Here is a 22,848-nt window from a genome sequence, read left to right as displayed (position 1 = left end):
GTACTTTTGAGCAACAAAGGCCCCCAGACCGACCGCGTCGCGGGGGCCGCCAACATGGGTTTACAATTACTTTTCACCGTTTTACTTGTCTTAGTAAACGGCTTTTTCGTGGCCGCCGAATTCTCGCTGATTCGGGTCCGCCTCTCACAGCTGGAGGTTAAAGCCAAGGAAGGCAGCCGCCTGGCCGGCCAGGCCCTGGGGGTATTGCGCAAGCTATACGACTACCTCTCGGCCACCCAACTGGGCGTTACCATTGCCTCGCTGCTGCTCGGCGCCGTGGGCGAAGAACTGTTCACGGAAATATTTGCTGGGCTGCTGCCGCGCCTGGGCATGCCCGTATCGGCGGTCACCCTGCACACCATTGGCGTGGGCCTGGGCCTCATCATCCTCACGTTTTTGCACGTGCTGTTTGGCGAGTTGTTCCCCAAGGCGCTGGCCATTCAGCGGCCCGAGGCCGTGAGCCTGGCCCTGGTGCTGCCGCTGCGCGGCTTTTACTACATCACGCGGCCGCTCACGTGGTTCCTGTCGAAGGCGTCGAACCTGTTGCTGGGCGCTTTTGGCGTGCACAACGCCCACGGCACCGAGGCCCACACCTCCGACGAGTTGCGCCTGCTCATCGACCAAAGCAAGGAAAGCGGCGAGATTCAGGACTCGGAACACGAGCTGATTGAGAACGTCTTTCAGTTCAACGACCGGATGGTGAAGCAGATTATGGTGCCCCGCACCAAGCTCTCGGCCCTCGACGTGAACGCCCCCGCCGACCAGATTCTCGACACCATTTTCAACGAAGGCTACTCGCGCCTGCCCGTCTACGAAGGCAACATCGACAACATCGTGGGCGTGCTCAACGTGAAGGACCTGCTGCCCATCATCCGGCGCGGCGAGCCCGTGGACCTGGCCCGCATCATGCGCGCGCCCTACTTCGTGCCCGAAACGAAGAAGATTAACCGCTTGCTGCGCCAGTTTCAGCGCAAGCACATCGTGATGGCCATCGTGAGCGACGAGTTCGGCGGCGTGTCGGGCATTGTCACCATCGAGGACATCATGGAGGAATTGGTGGGCGAAATCCAGGACGAGTACGACAACGAGGTGCCCGTGGTGGAGAAAGTGGCCGATGACGAGTACCGCGTGAACCCCGCCACGCCCATCTCCGACGCCAACGAGTACCTCCCCTTCCCGCTGCCCGAAGGCGAAGACTACGAAACCGTGGGCGGCCTGCTCAACGTCATTTACGGCAGCATTCCGGAAGTGGGCGACGTGGCCGTGCTCGACCCCTACGAATTCCGCGTGCTGCAACGCTCGCGCCGTGCCGTGGAGCTGGTGCAGCTCCGCGTGACCACGCCCCTGGAGCGCGAAGCACCGCGCGGGGAGCTCGACGACGAGTTATAGGCCGTCAGTTTTCGGCCAGAATCACTAGAAAAATTTGTCGGAGTACTGGCCGTTTTTGGGCATCAGATTTCCCATCAGGACGCGCAGGATGTCGGTAATTATCCAGTACTGCAACAAAGTCGCCAGTAGCACCGCCACGGTAAAGAAAACCGCTGCGGCGCCACCGAACGCGAGGCTCAACAACGCAAGCGCCGCAAATAAGGCAACTGCTGCACTGATACCGAGGTAGAGCAACCCCCGCCCTATGTAGCCCAGGTAAAATTGGTGAGCCCCCAATACCCCTAGAAGCAGCGCCAGCACCAGCGCGATGCCCTTGCTGCGCCGGGGCGCTGAATTGGTGGCGCGCGGCGGCGCCTTGCGTTCGGCCCAGGGCCGGTGTTCGGGCCGGGCCTGTTGCGGCACATTGGTAACTGCTGCAGCTTGTGAGCGCATCCGCGGCGTCCCCAGGCGCTGGCTTGGCTTAGGCTGAAGCTGCTGCTGCGGCGGCACGGCAGCCAGGCCGTGCCGCGGAGTGCGTGCCCTCCCCCGCCCGGCAGCTAGGGCCGCGGGCACTGGAGGCATCGGCTTCGAGGGCGCGAAAGCTGCTGCTGACTCCTCACTAACGCGCATAGAAACAACCTGGCCGGGCTGAAACGAGAAAGCGGCCCGTTGGCAGCCTGTAAGGGCGGCGCCCATCATCAACGTGCTGACACAAGCCAGCCGCACCAAGTAAAAGGGGGTCATTGGGGGACGTGCTCAATGAAATGCGCCACGAAGTACCCCGGCAACGCAAGGAGTGGCCAAACCGAAGTTTTGCCTAATCAGACTTTAATCATACGATTGAAGCTTATAAAGAACCGCACTATTTAATTCATTACCAGACCATCAATCACAATACGCGCGCCATAATCAGGGACTTTCTACCGCAGCAAACTACTGCAGCCAGCTGGCGTAGGTCTGGTAATTAGCGGCCGTGCGGCGCAGGCCTTCGCGCTGTTCTTCCGTCACGGGCTTGATTTTTTTGGCCGGCACCCCGGCGTAAAGGAAGCCGGGCTCGCACACGAAATTTTCGAGCACCACGGCCCCCGCCGCCACGATGCAGCCCGTGCCCACCACGGCGTGGTCCATCACGATGGCGCCCATGCCGATGAGCACGTCGTCCTCCACGGTGCAGCCGTGCACCAGCGCCCGGTGCCCGATGCTGACGCGGCTGCCAATGGTAAGAGGTGCTTTTTGGTAGGTGCAGTGCAGCACGGCGCCGTCCTGAATGTTGGTTTCGCTGCCGATGCGAATGCTATGCACGTCGCCGCGAATGACGGCCGTGAACCAGACGGTGCAGTTCGAGCCCAGCACCACGTCGCCGATGATGGTGGCGTTATCGGCCACGAAGCAGTCGGCAGGAATTCGCGGAAAAATGCCGTGAACGGGTAATACGAGGGCGGCCATGGCGATATAGTAGTTGTTCGGCCGTAAATATGCGGCCGGTTGTTGTTCCCTATCTTTTTTCTTGTCCCATGCTTTTTCAAGAAAGCCAGGTATTCATCCGCCGCTGGTGGCCGCTGTTGCTGGCGCCGGCCGTAGTGATTGTCGCGCTGGTGTGGTTAGTGCCGGCCAAACCATTTCACGCCGACTGGACTGCGGCTATTGCAGGCGTGGTGGTGGCGCTTAGCATCGGCCTGCTACTCACGCTGCGCCTGGAAACGCGGCTCGATGCCGCGGGGGCGCATTACCGTTTGTTTCCGCTGCAACCAAGCTGGCGGTTCCGGCCCTGGTCCGACGTGGCCCAGGCTTACGTGCGCGCCTACGACCCGCTGGGCGAATACCGGGGGTGGGGACTAAAGGGCTCGCGTAGCAACCGCGCCTACAACATCTCCGGTGACCAAGGCCTGCAATTGGTGCTGCGCAATGGCAACCGCCTGCTGCTGGGCACCCAACGCCCGGCCGAAATCACACAGGTCCTGACCCAGCTGGGCGTGCCGGACCAAAGCACTGCACCAGTTAGCTAAACGCCCACCAACCGCTTCCAGGTGCCTTTTTCCCAGTTGTACTTGAGCGTGCTGGGTAGGGCCTGCCAGAAGTATTTGCTGGTTTCGACCGCAAAGCTGGGCTGCATGTAGCAGTTGATGGTGCAGCCTTCGCAGGCGGGCAGGCGGCCTTCCAACGCGGCCAGGCGCTGGGTTTCGGGGGCGTGGTAGAGGTCGAACAGCTGGCCGCCGATGGGGAATTTCTGCTCGCCGAGGTGGTAGCAGGGCAGCACCAGTTCATTGCTGGGCGAGATGACCAGCGTGGTGCTGGCGGCCCGGCACACGGGCGCGGCCACGTGGTTGCCGCCATCGCGCCGCAGCTGGATGAAGGCCTCGTTCAGATACACGCCCTTGCGCTTGCCAAAGGCGGAGAGATAGTCCAGCTCGGCGGGCGTGAGCTGCTCGCCGGTTTCCACGTCGCCGTACTCAAAGGCCGGGTTCAGAATGAGCACCAAGCCGTTGGGCTGGGTAATGTCGCGGTACACGGCCTCCAGGTCCGCCAGGTTTTTGCGGAACACGGTGAAGAGAATGTCCGGCCGCTCGCCCAGCTCTTTGGCCACGCGAATGCTTTCGAGCACGAAATCGTAGCAGGCCACGCCCCGGCCCAGGTCGTGGGTGTCGCGGTCGGCCGAGTCAAGCGAGAAGTGCAACATGTCGACCTTGCCGCGCAGCTTTTCCGCATTTTTGGGGTAGAGCAGGCCGTTGGTCGTCACGGTGGTGATGAAGCCCATCTCGCGCGCCAGCCCCAGAAACTCGGGCAGTTGCCGATGCAGCAGCGGCTCACCGCCAGTAAAATCAATCACCGACACGCCCAGCCGCTTCAGGTCGCGCAGGTTTTGCGTCACGTCTTCCAGCGTGATGTAAGGCGAGGGTTTTTCCCAGATGTCGCAAAACGCACACTTCGCATTGCAGCGATACGTCACGTAATAATTGCAGAGGACGGGGTGCTTGACGAGGCGCATGGCGGTGGCGCAGACTTGTGGTCTGCGCGTGAGTGACTTCCAGGCGCAATAACACGGCGCGCCCGTATAGTTTTCGACTCGCGGACCACAAGTCCGCGCTACAAAGCTAATGCGGCAGCTTGCCCCAGGCGGCCGCGTCCCACTTATCGGGCGTGGCGGCCAGCGCTTCGGCCGTGGCTGGCCCGAAATGCTCCTCGTAGTAGTTGCAGAACCCTTTCAGCGGGCACCGCGCGCAGTTCGGCTTCAGAAAAAAACAAATTTGCTGCCCGTGCCAGTAGTTGTGCTTGTGGAAGTTAAATAGCGTTTCGCCATCGGCTGGCAGCAGGGCCAGCAGCACGGCGTGGGCCTTCTCTACCGATACTTTTGGCCCCAAGAAGCCCACCCGCTGCGCCACCCGATGCACGTGCGTATCGACGGGCAGCACGGGCTTGTGGTAATTGAAGAGCAGCAGCAGCGAAGCCGTTTTCAAGCCGATGCCGGGCATATCCGTGAGCCAGGCCATGCCCTTTTCCAACGGCCACGCGGCCAGAAAATCCAGGTCGAACGGCCCGCCCGTCTCGGCCCGAATGCGGCGCAGAATCTCCTGAATGCGCGGCGCCTGCGTGTCGGGCCAGCGCGTGGTCCGAATGGCGTGGGCCAGTTCGGTGGTGGGCGCCGCCTCCACCCCGGCCCAGTCGCCGAATGCCTCCAACATGCGGTCGTAGGCCAGTTCTTCGTCGGCGTGGGTGGTGCGGTGCGAGAGAACCGTCGAAATCAGCTCGCGCATGGGCGTGCGGCGCGGCTCGGGCGGCAGGTGGCCGTAGAAATGGTCGAGAATCTGGTGGTCGGCCCAGGCTTTTTCGGCGGCTGCAGAGGCGTAGGTAGCGTCGGGAGAAGGCATTGGGGGTGTACCTACGGCCGAGCCACAAGGTTGCCCTCCGAGGCAGCCCAGCCCAAAAAGCATAAAAAAAGGCGACCTGTGTGGTCGCCTTTTTTAGTTGAATACCGGCTGCTCTTACACAGCCGGCTTTGTCTTACAGCTGGCCTTTTTTGGCAGCCTTCTGCATTTTTTCGTTGGCGAAGATGGCTACTTCCACGCGGCGGTTGGCAGCTTTGCCAGCGGCGGTCGTGTTGTCGCCCACGGGCTGGGTCGAGCCGTAGCCGGTGGCCGTGATGCGAGCTGCATCCACGCCCTGGGCCTGAATCTCATTCGACACAGCCTGGGCGCGACGCTCCGAGAGGGGCTGGTTGATGGCGTCCGAACCCGAGCTGTCGGTGTGGCCTTCAATCACCACGTTGGTGTCGGCGTACTTCTTCAAGGTGGCGGCCAGCTGGTCGATGTTGCCGGCAGCTTCCGGGGTCAGGCTCGACGAGTTGGTGGCGAACAGGATGCCCGAAGCGAAGGTGATTTTGATGCCTTCGCCCACGCGCTCTACTTTGGCGCCTTCGAGGTCGCGACGCAGCTCAGCAGCGGCTTTGTCCATTTTGCGGCCAATGAGGGCACCGGCGGTGCCGCCCACCACGGCGCCAATGATGGCACCCTTGGCCGTGCCCGACTTGCCGCCAATGAGGCGGCCGGCCACGCCACCGGCCACAGCGCCACCCAGGCCGCCAATGAGGCCGCCTTTGAGGGTTTTGCTCATGCCTTTCGGCTTATCCGTCGAGACGGTGGAAGTTTGGGCCTGCGCAAAGTTGTTTACCAACAGCAGCAGGGCCAGCAGAAACGTGAGTGACGAACGAAGAAATTTCATGTTTAAAAAAGGGTTTGGATAAAAGATGCCGGCAAAAGGCCGAATACAGGGTATTGAGCCGGCAAGTACGCCATTTGCAACCACCTTGCCAAACTCCCCGGCCGAACCGAATAAATGGGCAGATGAATGGCTTTGTGCTTTCGTTGAGCCACAAAAAAAGGACCCGGCCGTAGGGGCTGGGTCCTTTTCTGGGGTAAGCGTGCGGCCGTGGGCCATTGCCTCCTTACTTTTTGCGATAGGCTTCGTAGCGGGCCGGGTCTTTTTTCTTGTCCTTGTTGCGGCCAATGAGGCCGCCGCCCACCACGCCGGCCGCACCGCCAATGATGGCGCCTTTGCCGCCGCCGAGCACAGCCCCGGTTACGGCACCAGCGCCACCGCCAATGGCGGCACCCTTGGCCTTATTGCTCCAGCCTTTTTTGGGCGTTTGGGCCTGCGCGGCCGAGCCGGCCAGCAGCAGAAAGGCAAACACCATCAGGAAATATATTTTGAAGGTCTTCATGGCAAAAGTGAATTGAAGGTTGAAATAACAACACGCTTTTAACGCACCCGCTTTGGCGGAGGTTGTGCCGGAAGCCTGCTTTTTTTAGGATAATGACACAAAAAAGGCCGCCCAACGGGGCGGCCTTTTTGCTTGATGCGCGGCACATTGAGCCGCTGAAAAGACGAGTTTAGAGCGTGCCGGCTTCGGCAGCCTTCTTCATCTTCTCGTTGGCGTAAATGGCGATTTCCACGCGACGGTTGGCCTGGCGGCCTTCGGCAGTGCTGTTGTCGGCCACGGGCTGGGTCGAGCCGTAGCCGGTGGCCGTGATGCGGCTCGACGACACGCCTTTGGCGATGGTCGAGGTAGCCACGGCCTGGGCGCGGCGCTCGCTCAGCGGCTGGTTGATGGCGTCGGTGCCGGTGTTGTCGGTGTGGCCTTCAATCAGCACGTTGGTGTCGGGGTATTTCTGCAGCACTGCGGCCATCTTGGTGATGTCGGCTTCCGAAGCCGGACGCAGGTACGACGAGTTGGTGTCGAAGAGGATGCCCGAGTCGAAGGTGATTTTGATGCCTTCGCCCACGCGCTCCACTTTGGCGTTTTGCATGTCTTTCTGCAGGTCGGCGGCTTGCTTGTCCATTTTGCGGCCAATCAGGGCGCCGGCTGTGCCACCGGCGGCAGCGCCAATGATGGCGCCAATGGCCGTGCCTTTGGCCCCGCCGCCAATTACGCGGCCCAGAATGGCGCCAGCGGCAGCCCCACCACCCGCGCCGATGAGGCCGCCTTTGGTGGTTTTGCTCATGCCCGTTTTACGAGCGCCGGTGCCGTTGTTGGTCGACAGGTCGGGCTGGGTAGTGCTGGCTTGCTGCGAAGTGGCGCAAGAGCTAAACAGCAGCACGAAGGCCATCAGAACCGAAAGGAGGGATTTGGAGGTGTTCATTAGGGAAAAAGTTGGTGAGTGTTTGGCCGTATACGGGAAAAGCCCGTTCCGGTGACAGGAACAGGCTTTTCAAGAAGTGTGCCGAAAGCAAAAAGCGTGCTTTGGAGCTTGCTAGTGGGCTTTTGGTGCGGTGCGCCGGGCTTCGCGCTGCTCCGGCACGACCGCGGCCGGGGCCGGCCGCAGCATGCCCAGCAGGTCGGCGAGGCGCTGCTTTAGCTCGCGGCGGTCCACAATGAAATCGAGGAAACCGTGCTCCAGCACAAATTCGGCGCTTTGGAAGCCCTTGGGCAGGTCCTTGCCGATGGTTTCTTTGATGACCCGCGGGCCGGCAAAGCCGATGAGGGCGCCCGGCTCGGCAATGTTAAAATCGCCCAGCATGGCAAACGAGGCCGTGACGCCGCCCGTGGTGGGGTCCGTCAGCAGCGACACGTAGGGCACGCCGGCTTCCGAAAGCAGGGCCAGCTTGGCCGAGGTTTTGGCCATTTGCATGAGCGAGTAGCCGGCTTCCATCATGCGGGCGCCGCCGGAGCGCGAAATCATCAGAAACGGAATCCGGTTCTGACGAGCAAAGTCGATGGCGCGGGCAATTTTTTCGCCCACCACCGAGCCCATCGAACCGCCAATGAACTTAAAATCCATGGCGGCTACCACCAGCGGCTGGCCGGCGCTCAGGCCGTGGGCCGAGCGCACGGCGTCTTTCAGGCCGGTGTTGCGCTCGGTGGCCGCCACCCGCTTGGGGTATTCCTTGGTGTCGACGAAGTGCAAGGGGTCGCCAGACGTCAGGTTGGCGTCGAGCTCCGTGAACTGGCCGTGGTCGAAGAGGAATTCGAAGTAGTCGGCGGCGTCAATGCGGTCGTGGTAGTTGCAGTTGCCGCACACGTACAGCAGGCGCTTGTGCTCGGCCATGGTCACCACGGTTTTGCATTCCTGGCACTTGTGCCAGAGGCCGTCGGGGGTTTCTTTTTTCTGCTCGGTGGGGGTAACGATGCCCTTCTCTACGCGCTTAAACCAGGCCATATTGTTAGCTTTTAGCTGTTAGCGGGTGGCTAGTAGCTGATATTTCTTGGGAAGAACCGCAGGCTTCGGGCCGGCGGCAACGGATGAAACAGGGCGTCAAAGATAAGCCAAACCGGCTGCGTTCGGCCACAGTGCCCGGCCGTGGCTGCGCCGGACGGCGGTAGTTTACGCAAGCGCTACGGTTTGGTGCACCGCCCGCCCGGGCCCGGCCCGCCCCGGCGGCGCGGAAAAAGCCAAGCGGACAACGGCTCTGCGGCAAGTTTCTACGGCCGGGCCGGCCGCTAAGCGCTACCTTGCCACACCAACGCGGCCGGGCAGTCTGGCCGGTATTGGCGTGGTATCTGCATTCCCTCTTTTCGTGAAAACCTTCTCTCCTGCCCTCCTGGGCCTGCTGCTGCTCGCCGCCCCAGTCCTCAACGGCTGCGTGACGGCCAAAAAATACGACGACCTCAGCGCCCGCCAGCGGGCCGATGCCCAGGGCAAAGACGCCGCCGAACGCCAGCTGCGCACCACCACCGCCGAGCTGCAAAAAGCCAGCGATGAGCTGGCCCAGCTCCGCCTCACTCAAAAGCGCCTCGTGAACGACTCGGCCGAAACCGGCGCCGCCTACCGCAAAACCCGCACCCTGTACAATGAGCTGAACAACAGCTACGACAAGCTGCTGAAAAACAGCGACCGGGAGCTGGCCAACAAGTCTTCCGACTACAACAAAGTAGCCAAGGACCTGGCCCGCCGCGAAGCCGAGCTGGGCGAGCTGGAAACCACCCTGCAAAAAGCCAAGGCCAACAACGACCGCCTCGCCGCCGACCTGCAGGCCCGCGAAACCCGCCTTACGGAACTCACCAAAGCCCTGGCCGACAAAGACAAGGCCGTAGACGACCTGAAAGCCCGCGTGAGCAAGGCCCTGCTCAGCTTCAACAGCAGCGACCTGCAGGTGAAGCTGAAAGACGGCAAGGTGTACGTGTCGCTCTCCGAGCAGTTGCTGTTCAAATCGGGCTCGACCAAAGTGGACCCCAAGGGCCAGGAAGCGCTGAAAAAGCTGGCCACCGTGCTCCAGGAGCAAAAAGACGTGAACGTGGTGGTGGAAGGCCACACCGACAACGTGCCCATCCTGCGCGGCACCGCCGGCATGACCGACAACTGGGACCTGAGCGCCCTGCGCGCCACTGAAATCGCCCGCTTGCTCACCAGCAGCGGCGTGTCGCCGGAGCGCGTCACGGCCTCGGGCCGCGGCCAGTACGTGCCCGTGGCCGCCAATGACTCGCCCCAGAACAAGGCCCTGAACCGCCGCACCGAAATCATCCTCACGCCCAAGCTCGACGAATTGTTCCAGATTTTGGGCAGCAATTCGGCGGCACCGGCCGGAAAATAAATACCGCCGGACGCCTGGTTTTCTATTGGCTTTTAACTAATTACATCTTTATTTAGACGGCAGTCGTGCCCGCTGACGGTAAGGCGTTTTGTTACCTCGTTCTCAATAATGCTCCGCTTTTCAGTTTTTCGCGCTGCCATTCTCCTCTGTTGCTGCTGGGGAAACGTCTTGGTGGCCCACGCCACTCACGTGCTGGGGGCCGACCTCACCTACGAGTACGCGGGCACCAGCGCTTCGCCACACCTGTACCGCGTGACGGCGCGAATCTTTAGCGACGGGAGCATGGCTGGCGGCACGGCGGGGCCGCCCACCGGCATTGCCCTCACTTGCACCCAGAACGGGTGCGCTCAACTCATCAGCACGACGACGCTGCCCCGGGTGGCGAGCCAAACCGTCCTGACGTCGTGCACCAGCACCGGCGAGTCAACCATCATTACAACCATGCAAGGGCTGGTGGCGCTGCCCCCGGCGCAATGGCAGTTAAGCATCAACATCACGGCCCGCATGGCCGCGATGGCCAACGTGCCGCAGTCGAGCACGGTCGGGCTGTATGTGAGCGCGGAGCTTGACAATTCCACGGGCTTGATTAACTCTTCGCCGCGGTTCACGGCTTCGCGGCCGGTGCACCTCGTCAGCGCCCAGCCGCAACGCTACAGCGTCAGTGCATTTGACAGCGAAGGCGATTCGCTGGTGTATGAGGCGGAGCAACCCCTGATGCCCGGCAGCAACCCAGCGATGCCTTGCGGGACGGCAACCGGAGGAGTGGCGGCTCCGCACTTCCAGCTGAACGCCACCACGGGTGAGCTGCTGACCGTGCCCGGCGCCGCCGGGCAATTGGGCATCTACGCGCTGGCGGCCCGGGTAAACGAATACCGGCGCGTGAACGGAAACTGGCGGAAAGTCGGCAGTGTGACGCGGGAACTGGACTACTACGCGTCGAGCGGCGCCAACCAAACGCCAGTTTTCAGCCGCGTGGCATTGGCAAGCAACCCCATGGGCCAGCTGCTGGGGCAGGACATTCGCGTAGCGGCGGGCCAAACCGCCACACTCGTTCTCACCGCCACCGATGCCGACGCGGGCCAATCGGTGACGCTGGGCAGCGAAGTGGCCGGGCTGGTGCCCGGGGCCACGTTTCAGCCACTGGCCAACGGCCAGGGCCAGCTGGCCTGGCAGGTGCCCGCGACACTGCCGCCGGGCCGTTATGGCCTGACGGTAACGGCTATTGACAATGCCTGCCCTTTACTGGGCCACAATGTGCTCACTTTATCGTTTCTAGTGACGAGCCCGGCGCTGCCAACACGCACACGACGGGCCCTGGCGGAGCTACCTTCCCCGGTTCCGTTCAATGAGGCGGTGCGGTTCCAGTTTGCGGAACAGGGCGTGCAGCCCGTAGCCATCACCGATGCGCTGGGCCGCCAGGTGGCCCGGCTTGAAACCGCGCCCGATGGCCGGGTGGAATGGCGGCCCGCCACAGCGCTGCCCGCCGGCCTTTATTTCGCCCGCAATTTGGCGGGTACGCAAGCAGCACGGCTGCAGTACAGCGGTAAGTAGCGTCTTTCCAAACGACGGGCACGCATTGGCTCATGCGCCAACAAAAAAGGCCATTCAGGATGCTGAACGGCCTTTTTACTTCACGAAAGCGAACTGATTACAGCGTAAAATTCACGCGGCCGAAGTAGAACGCACCGTTGAAGCCAAACTGATTAGAGTTGTAGAGGAAACGGCCGCGGTTGGTGGCGTCCAGCGTCGAGTAGGTCAGGCTTTGCTCGTTGTTGTTGGGGTCCTGGTAGAGGCGGTCGGGGTACACGTTGAACAGGTTGTTCACGCCCACGCTCAGGCCGATGTTCTTGATGATTTGGGCGCTGATGGTCAGGTCCGTCACCCACTTGGCCGAGAAGGTTTGGTCGATGTACGAGCGGGCGGGGTTGGGGTCTTTGGTTTGCACCTCGCCGAAGCGCACGGTGCGCAGGTTCACGCCGAAAATTTTGTAGCCGTAGTCGGCGCTCAGGTTGATTTTGCTGCGGGGCTGGCCGTTTTCGAGGCGGGCGCGCTGGGCGCGGTCGAAGAGCGTGTTTTGCAGGCTGGGGTTGTTGTCGATGAAGCTGGAGCTGTTGAAGCTGCGCACCACGGTTTCGTTGAAGTTGGCTGCGGCCGTCAGGGTCAGGCGGCTGTCGGGGCCGAAGGTCAGGCGCTCGTTGGCCACGATGTCGAGGCCCTGCGTGCGGGTGTTCACGGCATTGGCAAAGAACTGAATGCCCTGCACCGGCAGCGTGCCCAGCAGCGTGTTCACGAGGGAGTTGTCGCGGTTGAACTGGCTGCTGAGCACAATCCGGTCGCGGATGTCAATCTGGTAGGCATCCACGGTCAGGGTGATGGTGCGCAACAGGCGCGCCGTGAGGCCCACGCTGTAGTTGTTCGATTTTTCTTGTTTCAGCGACTCAATTCCGAAAGCCTTGGTGAGCGGGCTGTCGTTGTTGGTGGTGAGCACATCGCGCAGCACACTACCGCTGAACTGCGTGCTGGAGTTGGTGAAGTAGCGCTGCTGCAACGACGGCGCGCGGAAGCCGTTGCTGATGGCCCCGCGCAAGGCTAGCCCATCGAGAATGCTGTAACGGGCCGCCACTTTCCCGCTCACGTTCGAGCCAAAATCGGAGTAACGCTCGGCGCGGCCGGCCACGTCCACCAGCAGCTTGTCGGTGATGTCGCTTTCCAAATCGAGGTAGCCGGCCACGTTGGTGCGCGACTTGTTGGTAGCGTCCTGCGGCTGGTAGCCGGGGAAGCCTTGGGCCGCGCCGGCGGCGTAAGTGGGCGAGCCGTTGGGCGTGGGTGCGGGCGCTACCACGCGCTGGTAGTTGCGGTAGGAAGCTTCCTCGCCAGCCACAATCTGGAAATTATCGACCCGAAACTCGCCGCCAAAGGCCACGTTCAGCGTCGCCAACGGCCCCACTTCGGTGAATTTGCGCGAGAAGCCCAGGTTAGTAGTGTTCTGCTGGAACGCCAGCTGACCGGCGTAAAAACGGGTGGGGCTGGTGCCCACCGGCAGCGAGGCATTGATGGTGTTGGTGATGTCGTAATCCAGCGCGTTGCGGCCGTAGGTATTGCTCAGGTCGGCCGCAAAGCCCAGCACCCGGCCGCGCAGGCCCACAATGGCCGAGCCGTCGTTCACGGTGCTGTTGATGAAGGGCAAAAAGCCATTCGGGTAGATGCTGGCATCGGTTTGCGTCACGGCCGTGGGCAGCCGGTAGAGCGCGCCCGAGCGGCCCGTGCGGCGCGTGAGCCCGCCGGCAAAGTAGGCCTCCAGGCCAATGCTGGGGGCCAGCGTGTAGGCCGCGTTCACGAAGCTGCCGTAGGTGCGGGTATCGGCGCTGCCCACCCGTATGTCGCGGCGATTGAAGCCGTTTTGGGCCACCAGGGCGTTGTCGCGGGCTTTCAGGTCGAGCTTTTGCGCGTCGGTGAGGCCGCCGGGGTAGGCGCCGCCGCTGGTGCCCAGATAGATGAGCGGAGCCGTGTCGAGGCCGCTACGGTCCACGTAGCTGCGGTTCGAGAACTGCCCGCTCACGTTCACGAAGCCACGGTGGCCGAGGCCGAAGCCCAGGTTGGCATCGGCCTGGAACAGTTGGCCGTCGCTCTTGCTGGTTTGGCCGGCGGTGCTGCTCACGCTCACGCCGGTGGTGTCGTCTTTCAGCTGAATGTTGATGACGCCGGCAATGGCGTCGGAGCCGTATTGGGCCGCCGCGCCGTCACGCAACACCTCAATCCGCTTGATGGCGGCGGGCGGAATCACGTTCATATCGGTGCCCACCGAGCCGCGGCCGGGCGTGCCGTTGATGTTGACCAGCGCCGAGGTGTGGCGGCGCTTGCCGTTCACGAGCACCAACACCTGGTCGGGGCCAAGGCCGCGCAGGGTGGCGGGGTCCACGAAGTCGGTGCCGTCGGTCACGGTCTGGCGCGTGCTCTGGAACGAGGGCGCGATGTACGTCAGAATTTGCGTCACGTCGGTTTGGGCGTAGGCTTTGATTTCGCGGGCCGAAATCACGTCCACCGGTGCGGTGGTGAGGATGTTGGAGCGGCCTTCGGTGGCGCGCGAGCCGGTCACCACCACTTCGTTCAGCTCGGTCTGGTTGGCGGCGAGGCGAATGTCGAGGCTGGTGCGGCCGTTCAGCGGCACGGTTTGGGTGAGCGAGCCCACGGCGGAAAACACCAGCGTGGCCGTGGGCGGCACGTTGCTGAGCGTGAAGCGGCCGTCGCCGTCGGTGCTGGTGCCGTTGCTGGTGCCTTGCTCCAGCACCGTCACGCCGGGCTGGGGTTGGCTGGTGGCGTCGAGCACGCGGCCGGTCACGGTGATATTCTGGGCCCAGGCGGCGGCCATGGTCAGCCACAGCAGCAGCGCCAGCAGCCCGGTTCGGGTAGTAGTAGGGTGTGTCATCGTCAAAAAAATAAGGAGAGAAAAAAAAGGCGTTTGCGAAGCCGCCGCAACGGCCGCTTGCATGTGAAACGCCAAAAAAGAAAAGAGGACCGGGCGGCGTTGGAACCAACACGCTTTACGGTAGCGCTTTATTAATCAAGCAGCTACACTCCCATAAATGAACAAATGAATGCCGCGCGACGGTTCGCCATGAGCCACAACAGGGCAGGCGGTCTTGCCGCCTGCTTCCGCTGCATCACCCCCAAAAAACCATTTGCGCCAAACGCTTGCGCTACGCCCCGAGCTTGTAGGGCCACAAGGCCCGGCCGGCGGCTAGCGCCCTTCTACCAACAACAGCAACAGCACCCCATGCCGGCGGCGCACACGGGCGCCGACAGGTTGGCAGGGGTCAAGGAGAAGCGGGTTGGGACCAACCGGCTTCCCTGCAAGGAGGGGGCGGCTGCGAGAAACTGTATCACGGGGCAAAGCTAAAACCGAATTTCGGCACCGCGGCAGCGGGCCGGAATCGAGCGTGTATAAGCGGGCCGCGGGCCGAATGTTTCCGGCCGGGCTTATTTTTTTATTCCCACCAGCGCGAGTTGAGCGGCCCGGCGGCCACGTCTACCCGCTGGCCGGGGGCGGGCAGCAGCAAGGGCACTCCGGCATCGGCGGCTTCGAGCAGGCGCTGCACGGGCTGGCGCCAGGCGTGAAACGCCAGGTTGAACGTGCCCCAGTGCAGCGGCAGCAGCGGGCCGCCGCCCAGCAGGCGGTGGGCGGCCAGGGCGTTGTCGGGGCCCAGGTGAATGTCGGCCCACTCGGGGTCGGAGGCCCCAATTTCCAGCGTCACCAAATCGAACGGCCCATAGGCCTCCCCTATCTGCCGGAAGGCTTCGTCGAAGGGGCCCGAGTCGCCGCCGAAAAAGACCTTGTGCGTGGGCCCCAGCAGGCACCACGAGGCCCACAGCGTGTCGTTGCGGGTGAGGCCGCGGCCCGAAAAGTGGCGCGCCGGCGTGGCCACCAGCGTGAAGTCGGGCGCCAACGCAGCGGTTTCCCACCAGGTTAGCTCGGTGATGCGAGCGGCCGGCACGCCCCAGCGGCGCAGGTGCGCGCCCACGCCCAGCGGGCAGAAAAACGGCACGTTGGTTTTGGCCAGAAAGCGAATGGCAGCCGGGTCGAGATGGTCGTAATGGTCGTGCGAGAGCACCACGGCATCCAGCCGGGGCAGCTTATCCAGGGGCAGCGGCGGGGCAAAAAAGCGCTTGGGCCCCATCAGCTGCGAGGGCGAGGCCCGCTCGGCCCACACCGGGTCGGTAAGGATGCGGCGACCGTCGACTTCGAGCAGCAGGGTGCTGTGGCCCAGCCAGGTGGCCCGCAGCGCCGTGGCCGGCACGGGCGCGGCCAGCGCAGGGGCATCGGCCCGGAAAGGTCCCAACGGGGCGCGGGGCGCGCGCTCGGCTTTATCAAACAGCCAGCGCTTCAGCAGCGCGCCGTAGCCCGAGGGTGGGCTGACGGTGGTGGGCAGGGTGTTTTCGTAGGTTTTGCCGTTGTAGGCGGCTTGCAGGCGGGGCGCGGAGTCAGTTTGGAGGCTCATGGCCGCTGCAGACGCACGGCCGGCCCACATATTTTGCGGCGGCTTAGCGCAGCTTGTAGGCCAGACCCAGGCGCAGCGTGCGCGCGAACACTTCGGGGCTGGCGCCCAGCAGGCCGCGCTGGTAGTTCAGCAGGCCGTGCGAGTAGCTGGCATTGAAGCCCAGGCGCTGGTACCACACGGTGGCATCGGCCCGCAGGCGGGCGTCGAAGCGACTGGCGGCGCGGTTGGGCTGGTCGATGGCCCAGTTCAGGTTGCCGTTGTAGGTGCCGCTGCCTTTTTCCCGAAAGCCGAACACGTAGGCGGCCTCCGGCCCGGCCAGCGCATCTATGGCCAGCGCCCCCGCGTCGAAACGGTGGCCCACCCCCACAAAGGCCGTCGCGTGCTGGGCCATGAGCTCGGTGCGGCCATCGGCGCGGTAAGCCCCCGAGAATGAACTGGTCGCTGCCTGCGAATAGTAGATTTGGGTAATCGTGGTGTGGCTGCGCAGCCATTCATACCCCAAATCGAAGGCCACCAAACCATTGCGTTGCCCCACGCGCTGCACCCGGGCTCCCAGCGCCAGGCCCGCACCCAGCCGGCTGCTGTATGGATTATTGGTATAGCCGTTGGGCTGCCCAAAATTGTTGGCGAAGTTGACGAATGACGTGCCTTCGGCACTCGGGCCCCCAAACCAGAACAGCCCAACGCCGGCCCGGCCACTGATTTCGGTATGCTGAGCCGCTGCCGGCAGGGCCACTGCCAGGAGCGGCAACAGAAGAAGGGTGCTTTTCATGTCGGGGAAAGGGTGGTGCGACGTTGCCGGACCGGCAGCCCGCTCCCCGATGACCGGCAACTACCCCGGGCCGTTGCACGGCTTTGCCTCCAGCCTACAACCTCTTCAGCAGCAGCCGGCTATTTTACGGAAAGCAGCGCCTGCGCTACGGGTAGGGCGCGCTCGGCCCATAGCCGCATCTGCGGGCCCGAGTAGTGAAGGCCGTCGCTGGTGAACTGGCTGCTGGTACCGGCCGCCGCCCGCGTCAGGGGCGTGATGTCGACGAATGCCACGTTGGCCTGGCGGCATTCGTCCTGCGCCACGGCGTTGAACTGGTCGATTTCAAGCCCAATAGTGGCCGGGGCGCGCCCCTGGCGCTGGCCAAAAGGCGACTGCCCCCAATCGGGGATGGAGAGCACCACCACGCGGCCCGGCCGCCCGCCGGCAAAACCAACGGCCTGTTGCAGCAGCGCCCGGAACTCGACGCGGTACTGAGGCACCGACTGACCTCGATATTGATTATTCACCCCAATCAGCAGCGACACCAGCCCGTACGAAGAAGCCGGCTTAGCCGCGGCAATGGCGTCTTGCAGTTCGGCCGTGGTCCAGCCGGTGCGGGCAATGTAGTCGGGAGCGGCGACGGCCGGGCCCTGGGCCGTGAGCAGGCCCGCCAGCTGCGTGGGCCAACGGTCGGCGGCGGCTGCGCCTTCGCCAATGGTATAGGAGTCGCCCAGCGCGAGGTAGGTGAGCGCCGTGGGGCTGGCGGTGCCCCCGCCGGAGGCCGCCGCCGGCGCCACTTCCGGCGTGGCGCAGCCCATGCTGCCGGCCAGCAGCACGGCCAGCACAAGAGAAAACAACCGATTCATGCGTACGATTTCAGGCCACAACCGCCGCACCTACGCCAATGGTGCCCGCGCAGATTGCAAAAGTCCCTGCCAGCCGGCTTTTCATTACCGGCCGCAGGGGCTTTTATGCAGGACCTGTTTTCGGGCGCTAGAAGTCGACCTTCAGGCCCAGCGCCAGCGTCAGCAGCTGGCCGACGCCAAGCCCGCCGTTGCGGTTGTTGAGGTAACTGGCCAGGTACAAATCGTTGCTGCCGAGCTCATAGTAAGCCGATATTTTGCGCGGCTGGCCGGTGGCCGAAATGGGCGGCGCCAGAAACGTGAGGCGGCTGCCCAGCAGTGGTCCGTAGCGCGTATCGGTCGAAAACCAGTAGTAGTCGCTCGAATACTGGCCCTTCAGCTCGTCGTTGATGGTGCCGTGGGTGTAGCTGAAATAGGCACCCACCGTGAGCGGCACCACCTGAAACTTCTCGCCCACCGGCAGCCGGAACGGCGAGTACATGAACTTGAGCGAAGCCAGACTGAGCGTGGAACCCGCGTAGTACTTGGGCACGTAGCCGATGAGGATATCGGTTTCGAGGCGGCTTTTCGAGAACTCATAGCCGGCGCCGGCGGCCACCATGCCCAGGCCGCCGCCGGTTTGCAGGGCCAGGTGGGAGGGGCGGTACCAGGGGCGCTCGGTGCGGGGCGCGGCCTGCGCGGGCTTGCCGGTGGTGGTATCGGGTGGGGTGACGGCGGCAGCGCGGAGGCTGGTGAGCAGTAAGGCAAAAAATAGCGTTTTCATACCCTTAAAACTTCACGCGTTTGATGCGAAACTGCTTGTCGCCCCACACGGTAACGACCATGTAGTGGCGCTCCGAAAAAGCGTCGGAGTTGACGTAGGTCACGCCGTCGTTGTAGGGCTGCGTGATGCTGTAGGAGTGGTTGTGACCGTTCATCTCGAACACCAGGCCCGGGGTCTCGCGCAGGGCCTGCACGTAGGGCGTGCGCAGGGCGGGGTCGAAGTCGTCGTTGGTGGGCGGCACGTGCGAAACGACCACCTTACGCCGCGCTCCGTCGAAGCTGGCGAGCTGGGGCCGGAGCCAGGCCATGTCGGGCGCAGTGCCGTCGAAGTTGTATTCGCGGCCGTTGGTGTCCACCATGATGAACTTGGTGTTGCCGTACACGAACGAATAGTTGAACGCCCCGAAAATGTGCTGGTAGGTGGGCCGGCCGTTGCCCACCAGGTCGTGGTTGCCGATGACCGTGACGTAGGGCACCGTGAGGCGGCGCAGCTTCTCGTCGACCCACCGCATCTCGCGGGCCAGGCCGAAATCGGAAATGTCGCCGGCCACCACCAAGAAGGAAATACCGGGCTGCTGGTTCACGCTGGCCACCAGGGCTTCGGCCTCGTCGTAGAACTGCTGCGAGTCGCCGGTAAACACAAAGCGCAAGGTGTCGCCTGCCGCCAGGGGCCGGGCCGCCAGCTTGGCCAGGTTCTTCTCGGTGAGGTTGGTAAACTCTTCGGGGACGCGGTGGTCGTTGGGGCTGAATTCGATGAGGTCGCAGCCCGTCAGGCTCAGCAGGGCCAGCACGGGCGCCACGCGGCTCAGGCCGCGCACCAGGGTAAAACAAGACATGGGCAAAAAGCCGGCACCGAGCCGGCCCAACAGGAGATAAATAAGGCCTAAAACGGCATTCCGGCCGCTTCGTTGAGATTTAACCCCCTTTTAATTCCTGATTCCCGGCAGACGCCCCGTTTGGTTCGTTTTTTAGCTACAAGCTCAGCAGTTCACGGAACCTCACCGACTGCTGGCGCGACACTTCCACCACCTCGCCGCCGCGCAGTGTCAGGCGCAGGCTGTGGCTGAACCAGGGCTCCACTCCTTCCACAAAGTTGAGGTTGATAATCTGCTGGCGGTTGGCCCGGAAAAACAGCTTGGGGTCGAGGCGGGCTTCGAGCTGTGCGAGCGTGCGCGGAATGAGCGGCCGGTGCTGCTCAAAGTAAATCTGGGTGTAGCTGCCGTTGATTTCAAAAAGCCGCACGTCGCCCAGGCGCACAAACCAGCACCGCTCCCCGTCCTTCACAAACACCTGGTCCTGGGCCGTGAGCGGGGTCACGGGCGCGGGAGCCGGGGCGGCCTCCACGGCGGGGCCGGGCGCGTCGGCGGGCTGCTGGGCGCGCACCTTGTCGAGGGCGGCGCCCAGCCGGGCCTCCTGCACCGGCTTGAGCAGGTAGTCGAGCGCGTTCACTTCAAAAGCGCGCAGGGCGTGGGCGTCGTAGGCGGTGGTGAACATCACCGGCGGGGCCGCTTCCAGCGAGGCCAGCAGTTCAAAACCGGTCTCGCCGGGCATGTGAATGTCGAGCAATAGCAAATCGACGGGCTGGGCGGCGAGCTGGGCGCGGGCTTCTTCGGCGTTGCGGGCTTCGCCGGCCACTTCCACGTCGGGATGCGCTTCCAGCAGGCGGCGCAGCTCGGCGCGGGCCAGGCGGGAGTCGTCAACGATGAGCACTTTCATCAGGAGGCAACGGGGGAAAGGGAGGTAGAAAGAACTGTTGCGGGGCCGGGCGCCTGAGTCCGCAGGTCGGGCAGGCGCAGCGTGGCGCGCACGGCGTCGGGCGCGGCGGGGTCGTTGCTCAGCTCAAACTCCGCGGCCGGGCCCACGGCCTGGGCCAGCCGCTCGCGCAGGCCGCGCAGGCCCAGGCCGCTGCGCCCGGTGGCGGCGTCGGGGCTGAAGCGCCCGGGGCTGCGCACCGTGAGGCAGAGCCAGCCTTCGGCGTCGAGCTGGGCCGTGACGGCCACAAACCCGCCCGCCGGCCGCACCGCCACGCCGTGCTTGATGGCGTTTTCGACCAGCAGCTGCACCGTGAGGGGCGGCAGCGGCAGGGCCCGGGCGGCGGGGTCCACGTCGAGCGAGTACTGCAACCGGTCTTCCAGCTGCAGGGCTTCCAGGGCCAGGTAGTCGGTCACGATTTCCATTTCCTGGCTCAGCGGCAGCAGCGGCGTGGCGCTGTGCTGCATCACGTAGCGCAGCAGCTCGGCCAGGTGGGCCAGGGCCTCCCGGGCGCGGGCAGGGTCTTCGCTCACCAGCCCGCGGATGTTGTTGAGGCCGTTGAACAGAAAATGCGGGTTGAGCTGGGCCCGCAGCGTGTTCAGCTCGGCCTCGCGCACGGCGGCCGTCAGGCGCCACTTCTCCACCTCGGCCCGCTGCGAGCGCTGCAAATAGTGCCAGCCCACGTACGCCGCCGACCACAGCCAGAGCATGACGTTCATGTTCAAAATGTAACCCAGGTAGGGCAGCCAGCCCTGCGGCCCCTGAGCGGCCGACTGCCGCGGCAGCAGCAGCCAGGCCAGCAGGCCAATTACCACCTCGCAGCCCACCGCCAGGGCCGCATTGGCCAGCAGCAGCCGGCCCAGCAGCGCCAGCGGTGGCCGGCCCAGCCAGCCCCGGCGCTGCATCAGCTGGCGCAGCAGGTGCGAGGCGGCCAGCAGCGCGGCCGCAATCACCAGGCTCAGCACCCAGGCCCACGTCCCGGCCGACTTGCCCGCGAAGGCTTTGAACAGCACCAGGTTGAACACGGCGTATGCCCCCCAGGCCAGCACCTGCGTGCGCCAGTAGCGGCGGCCCGGCGGCAACGGCCGCGACGAAGGCAAGCTAGTTTTCAGCATAGGCTTGGCCCTGATAAAGGCGTTGGTTTTGGCGATACGAGCGCGCCAGCAGCACGGCCAGCACCGCCAGGCACACCGCTATGAACACCGGAATCAGGTACAGCTGGCCTGCGGGCAGGCGCAGGCCGAGTCCCAGGCAGCCCGCGCTTATCACCCCGGCCATGACGGCGAAGGCCGGGGCCCGGTAGAACCAGGCGTAGGGGAAGAAGTGGGCGCCCGTGATGATGCCGTAGGCCATGAGAAAATGCTGCGGATAACGCCCGAACATAAACAGCAGCAGCGGAAAGTAGAACAGCTGGGCAACGTTCAGCCACAGTCCCAGCGGCTGCAGCGGGTTGTGCGGCAGCGTCCAGGTGGTGCGCAGCGGCTTCGAGAGCAGGCGGGCCAGCGGCAAGGTGAGGGCCCCCACGAAGAAGGTGATGAAGCCGTTGCGGCTGGCCGAGTTGGGCAGCAGCCACACCCCGGCAATGGCCGTCCACACCAGCGTGGCGGCCACGATGAAGTCCAAACCATTCTTGGCTTTCACGGACAGCTCAAGCCGAAGCTGGTCCAGAAATTCGGCAGGAGGCGGAGAAACGGAGGTGGCAGGCATCACAATAGCAGAAAAAAAGGAGAGAAAAGCACGCGTGGTTACACTATTTGCGGGCCGCATAATTGGCCTGCAAAAAAGCATCGGTCTGCGCAAAAACCCAGGCCGCGTCGTCGTACATCAGGAAATGCCGGCCAGCCTCCGACATCTCGATGCGGTGCTGCGGCAGCTTAGCATATTGCGCCGCGAAAATGGCCCGCGTCGACGCCATGGTGGCGCCGTAGGGCTGGTAGGCGGCCCAGCTGCCGAGCACCAGCGCGGGCTGCCGCACGGCGCCCAGCTCGGCGCGCAGGTCGGTGGTGTACAGCTCGTACATGGCCTGGCCCACGCTGGCGGGGGCCGATGCCTGGCCCCAGCGGGCCACCAGGGTTTGGCGGGCGGTATCGGTTACCAGGCCGGCCACCATCTGGCGCTGCTGGGCCAGGGGCATTTTGCCGGCGCTCATCTGCTTCCGCATGCTTTCGGCCATGGGGCGGGCGGCCTCGGCGGTCAGGGCCGGGTTTTGCACGGCCGCCATGAAGGGCAGCGAATCGAGAATGACGAGCGGGCCCACCGCGTCGGGCTGGGTAGTGCTCAGCCACAGGCCCATGAAGCCGCCCAGGCTGTGCCCGATGACGGCGGGCCGGTCCAGCTTCTGGGTTTTGATGTAGGCCAGCAGCTGGTCGCGCACGGCGGGCAGAAACGCGGCCGTGGGCACGCCGGCCGCCGGCGCCACCCCGCCAAACCCGGCCAGGCTGAGCACGTGGCACTGGTAGCGGCTTTGGTAGCGGGCCACGGTTTCGTCCCACACGGCACCGGGGCAGGTCAGGCCCGGAATCAGCAGCACGGGCCGCCCCTTGCCCACCACGCGCACCGTGAAGCTGGGGTGGGCGGCGGGGTTGTCGGCCACGGCCGGATGAGCCGTCGGAGGTGTGGCCGCCACCACCGGCTGGGCAAGGGCCAGGCCCAGCAACAGGGCGGCAAAAGGACGACGGAAGGTAGCGTAGTTCATGGCGTTGGAGCGTTTTTGGGTGATTGTTTCCTCAAACTTCCCCCGCCCCGCTCCCACCCCAAAGGCAATTTGGGCGAACGGTTATTCCGGCCCTCGAACGGGCGCAAACCCGGCCGAGCCGCACGCCTTTTCGCGCAA

General features: G+C 64.1%; 22 protein-coding genes. 4 read left to right on the top strand and 18 right to left on the bottom strand.

The genetic code is table 11. From position 1 onward, the window contains the following. The first annotated feature begins 54 nt into the window (after positions 1-54). Positions 55-1,389: a hemolysin family protein gene (locus JAO73_RS21070; RefSeq protein ID WP_198979305.1), complete on the top strand. Its 1,335-nt coding sequence runs from the start codon at positions 55-57 to the stop codon at positions 1,387-1,389. 24 nt (positions 1,390-1,413) lie between these two features. On the opposite strand, the gene JAO73_RS21065 is transcribed toward JAO73_RS21070, so the two are convergent. Continuing rightward, complete coding sequence (locus JAO73_RS21065) at positions 1,414-2,112, bottom strand: NINE protein (RefSeq protein WP_198979234.1); 699 nt, start codon at positions 2,110-2,112, stop codon at positions 1,414-1,416. 189 nt (positions 2,113-2,301) lie between these two features. Then, positions 2,302-2,814: a gamma carbonic anhydrase family protein gene (locus JAO73_RS21060; RefSeq protein ID WP_198979233.1), complete on the bottom strand. Its 513-nt coding sequence runs from the start codon at positions 2,812-2,814 to the stop codon at positions 2,302-2,304. Between the two features lie 68 nt (positions 2,815-2,882). Between JAO73_RS21060 and JAO73_RS21055 the strand changes: the two genes are divergently transcribed. Beyond that, complete coding sequence (locus JAO73_RS21055) at positions 2,883-3,374, top strand: hypothetical protein (RefSeq protein WP_198979232.1); 492 nt, start codon at positions 2,883-2,885, stop codon at positions 3,372-3,374. On the opposite strand, the gene JAO73_RS21050 is transcribed toward JAO73_RS21055, so the two are convergent. The 6 genes from JAO73_RS21050 to accD all read right to left on the bottom strand — a co-directional run bounded on the left by JAO73_RS21050 (position 3,371) and on the right by accD (position 8,519). Beyond that, complete coding sequence (locus tag JAO73_RS21050; RefSeq protein ID WP_198979231.1) at positions 3,371-4,354, bottom strand: radical SAM protein; 984 nt, start codon at positions 4,352-4,354, stop codon at positions 3,371-3,373. The two genes, JAO73_RS21055 and JAO73_RS21050, sit on opposite strands and share 4 nt — an antisense overlap. Positions 4,355-4,460: 106 nt before the next feature. Then, a complete protein-coding gene (locus JAO73_RS21045) occupies positions 4,461-5,234 on the bottom strand; it encodes an endonuclease III domain-containing protein (RefSeq protein ID WP_198979230.1) in 774 nt (257 codons plus the stop codon). A 133-nt stretch (positions 5,235-5,367) separates the two neighbouring features. Continuing rightward, positions 5,368-6,084: a YiaD family glycine zipper/OmpA-like lipoprotein gene (locus tag JAO73_RS21040; RefSeq protein WP_198979229.1), complete on the bottom strand. Its 717-nt coding sequence runs from the start codon at positions 6,082-6,084 to the stop codon at positions 5,368-5,370. A gap of 223 nt (positions 6,085-6,307) precedes the next feature. Then, entirely contained in the window at positions 6,308-6,583 is a 276-nt protein-coding gene (locus JAO73_RS21035; RefSeq protein WP_198979228.1) for a YMGG-like glycine zipper-containing protein, read from the bottom strand. A gap of 169 nt (positions 6,584-6,752) precedes the next feature. Further along, positions 6,753-7,502 (bottom strand): YiaD family glycine zipper/OmpA-like lipoprotein, encoded by a 750-nt coding sequence (locus JAO73_RS21030; RefSeq protein WP_198979227.1) that lies wholly within the window; start codon positions 7,500-7,502, stop codon positions 6,753-6,755. A 111-nt stretch (positions 7,503-7,613) separates the two neighbouring features. Then, complete coding sequence (accD, locus tag JAO73_RS21025) at positions 7,614-8,519, bottom strand: acetyl-CoA carboxylase, carboxyltransferase subunit beta (protein ID WP_198979226.1); 906 nt, start codon at positions 8,517-8,519, stop codon at positions 7,614-7,616. 358 nt (positions 8,520-8,877) lie between these two features. Between accD and JAO73_RS21020 the strand changes: the two genes are divergently transcribed. Together JAO73_RS21020 and JAO73_RS21015 are read left to right on the top strand one after the other, a co-directional pair. Continuing rightward, positions 8,878-9,891: an OmpA family protein gene (locus tag JAO73_RS21020; protein ID WP_317191265.1), complete on the top strand. Its 1,014-nt coding sequence runs from the start codon at positions 8,878-8,880 to the stop codon at positions 9,889-9,891. A 171-nt stretch (positions 9,892-10,062) separates the two neighbouring features. Next, the gene (locus JAO73_RS21015; RefSeq protein ID WP_198979225.1) at positions 10,063-11,442 is read left to right on the top strand and encodes a hypothetical protein; all 1,380 of its coding nucleotides are present in this window, start codon (positions 10,063-10,065) and stop codon (positions 11,440-11,442) included. 97 nt (positions 11,443-11,539) lie between these two features. On the opposite strand, the gene JAO73_RS21010 is transcribed toward JAO73_RS21015, so the two are convergent. The 10 genes from JAO73_RS21010 to JAO73_RS20965 form a co-directional block, all read right to left on the bottom strand. Beyond that, positions 11,540-14,317 carry a TonB-dependent receptor gene (locus JAO73_RS21010; RefSeq protein WP_198979224.1) on the bottom strand — a complete coding sequence of 926 codons (2,778 nt, stop codon included), beginning with the start codon at positions 14,315-14,317 and terminating at the stop codon, positions 11,540-11,542. A 559-nt stretch (positions 14,318-14,876) separates the two neighbouring features. After that, positions 14,877-15,887, bottom strand: coding sequence for an MBL fold metallo-hydrolase (locus JAO73_RS21005; RefSeq protein WP_198979223.1), 1,011 nt, complete (start codon positions 15,885-15,887; stop codon positions 14,877-14,879). Between the two features lie 43 nt (positions 15,888-15,930). After that, the gene (locus tag JAO73_RS21000) at positions 15,931-16,659 is read right to left on the bottom strand and encodes a hypothetical protein (RefSeq protein ID WP_198979222.1); all 729 of its coding nucleotides are present in this window, start codon (positions 16,657-16,659) and stop codon (positions 15,931-15,933) included. A gap of 119 nt (positions 16,660-16,778) precedes the next feature. Continuing rightward, positions 16,779-17,504, bottom strand: coding sequence for an SGNH/GDSL hydrolase family protein (locus JAO73_RS20995; protein ID WP_233169332.1), 726 nt, complete (start codon positions 17,502-17,504; stop codon positions 16,779-16,781). A gap of 127 nt (positions 17,505-17,631) precedes the next feature. Further along, positions 17,632-18,264: a hypothetical protein gene (locus tag JAO73_RS20990; RefSeq protein WP_198979221.1), complete on the bottom strand. Its 633-nt coding sequence runs from the start codon at positions 18,262-18,264 to the stop codon at positions 17,632-17,634. A 4-nt stretch (positions 18,265-18,268) separates the two neighbouring features. Further along, positions 18,269-19,099: a metallophosphoesterase family protein gene (locus JAO73_RS20985; RefSeq protein WP_198979220.1), complete on the bottom strand. Its 831-nt coding sequence runs from the start codon at positions 19,097-19,099 to the stop codon at positions 18,269-18,271. Between the two features lie 136 nt (positions 19,100-19,235). Beyond that, on the bottom strand, positions 19,236-19,979 hold the full coding sequence (locus JAO73_RS20980) for a LytR/AlgR family response regulator transcription factor (RefSeq protein ID WP_198979219.1): 744 nt from the start codon (positions 19,977-19,979) through the stop codon (positions 19,236-19,238). Continuing rightward, positions 19,979-21,130: a sensor histidine kinase gene (locus JAO73_RS20975; protein ID WP_198979218.1), complete on the bottom strand. Its 1,152-nt coding sequence runs from the start codon at positions 21,128-21,130 to the stop codon at positions 19,979-19,981. The genes JAO73_RS20980 and JAO73_RS20975 overlap by 1 nt, the downstream gene beginning before the upstream one ends. Further along, the gene (locus JAO73_RS20970) at positions 21,117-21,722 is read right to left on the bottom strand and encodes a DUF7010 family protein (protein WP_198979302.1); all 606 of its coding nucleotides are present in this window, start codon (positions 21,720-21,722) and stop codon (positions 21,117-21,119) included. Before JAO73_RS20970 ends, JAO73_RS20975 begins: the two co-directional genes overlap by 14 nt. A 43-nt stretch (positions 21,723-21,765) precedes the next feature. Continuing rightward, positions 21,766-22,710 (bottom strand): alpha/beta fold hydrolase, encoded by a 945-nt coding sequence (locus JAO73_RS20965; RefSeq protein WP_198979217.1) that lies wholly within the window; start codon positions 22,708-22,710, stop codon positions 21,766-21,768. Positions 22,711-22,848 lie beyond the last annotated feature (138 nt).

The organism is Hymenobacter miniatus (assembly GCF_016427455.1).
GTDB classification, from domain to species: Bacteria; Bacteroidota; Bacteroidia; order Cytophagales; family Hymenobacteraceae; genus Hymenobacter; species Hymenobacter armeniacus.
The sequence above is the reverse complement of the archived record's forward strand: the minus strand, read 5'-3'. Positions and strand labels throughout refer to the sequence as shown.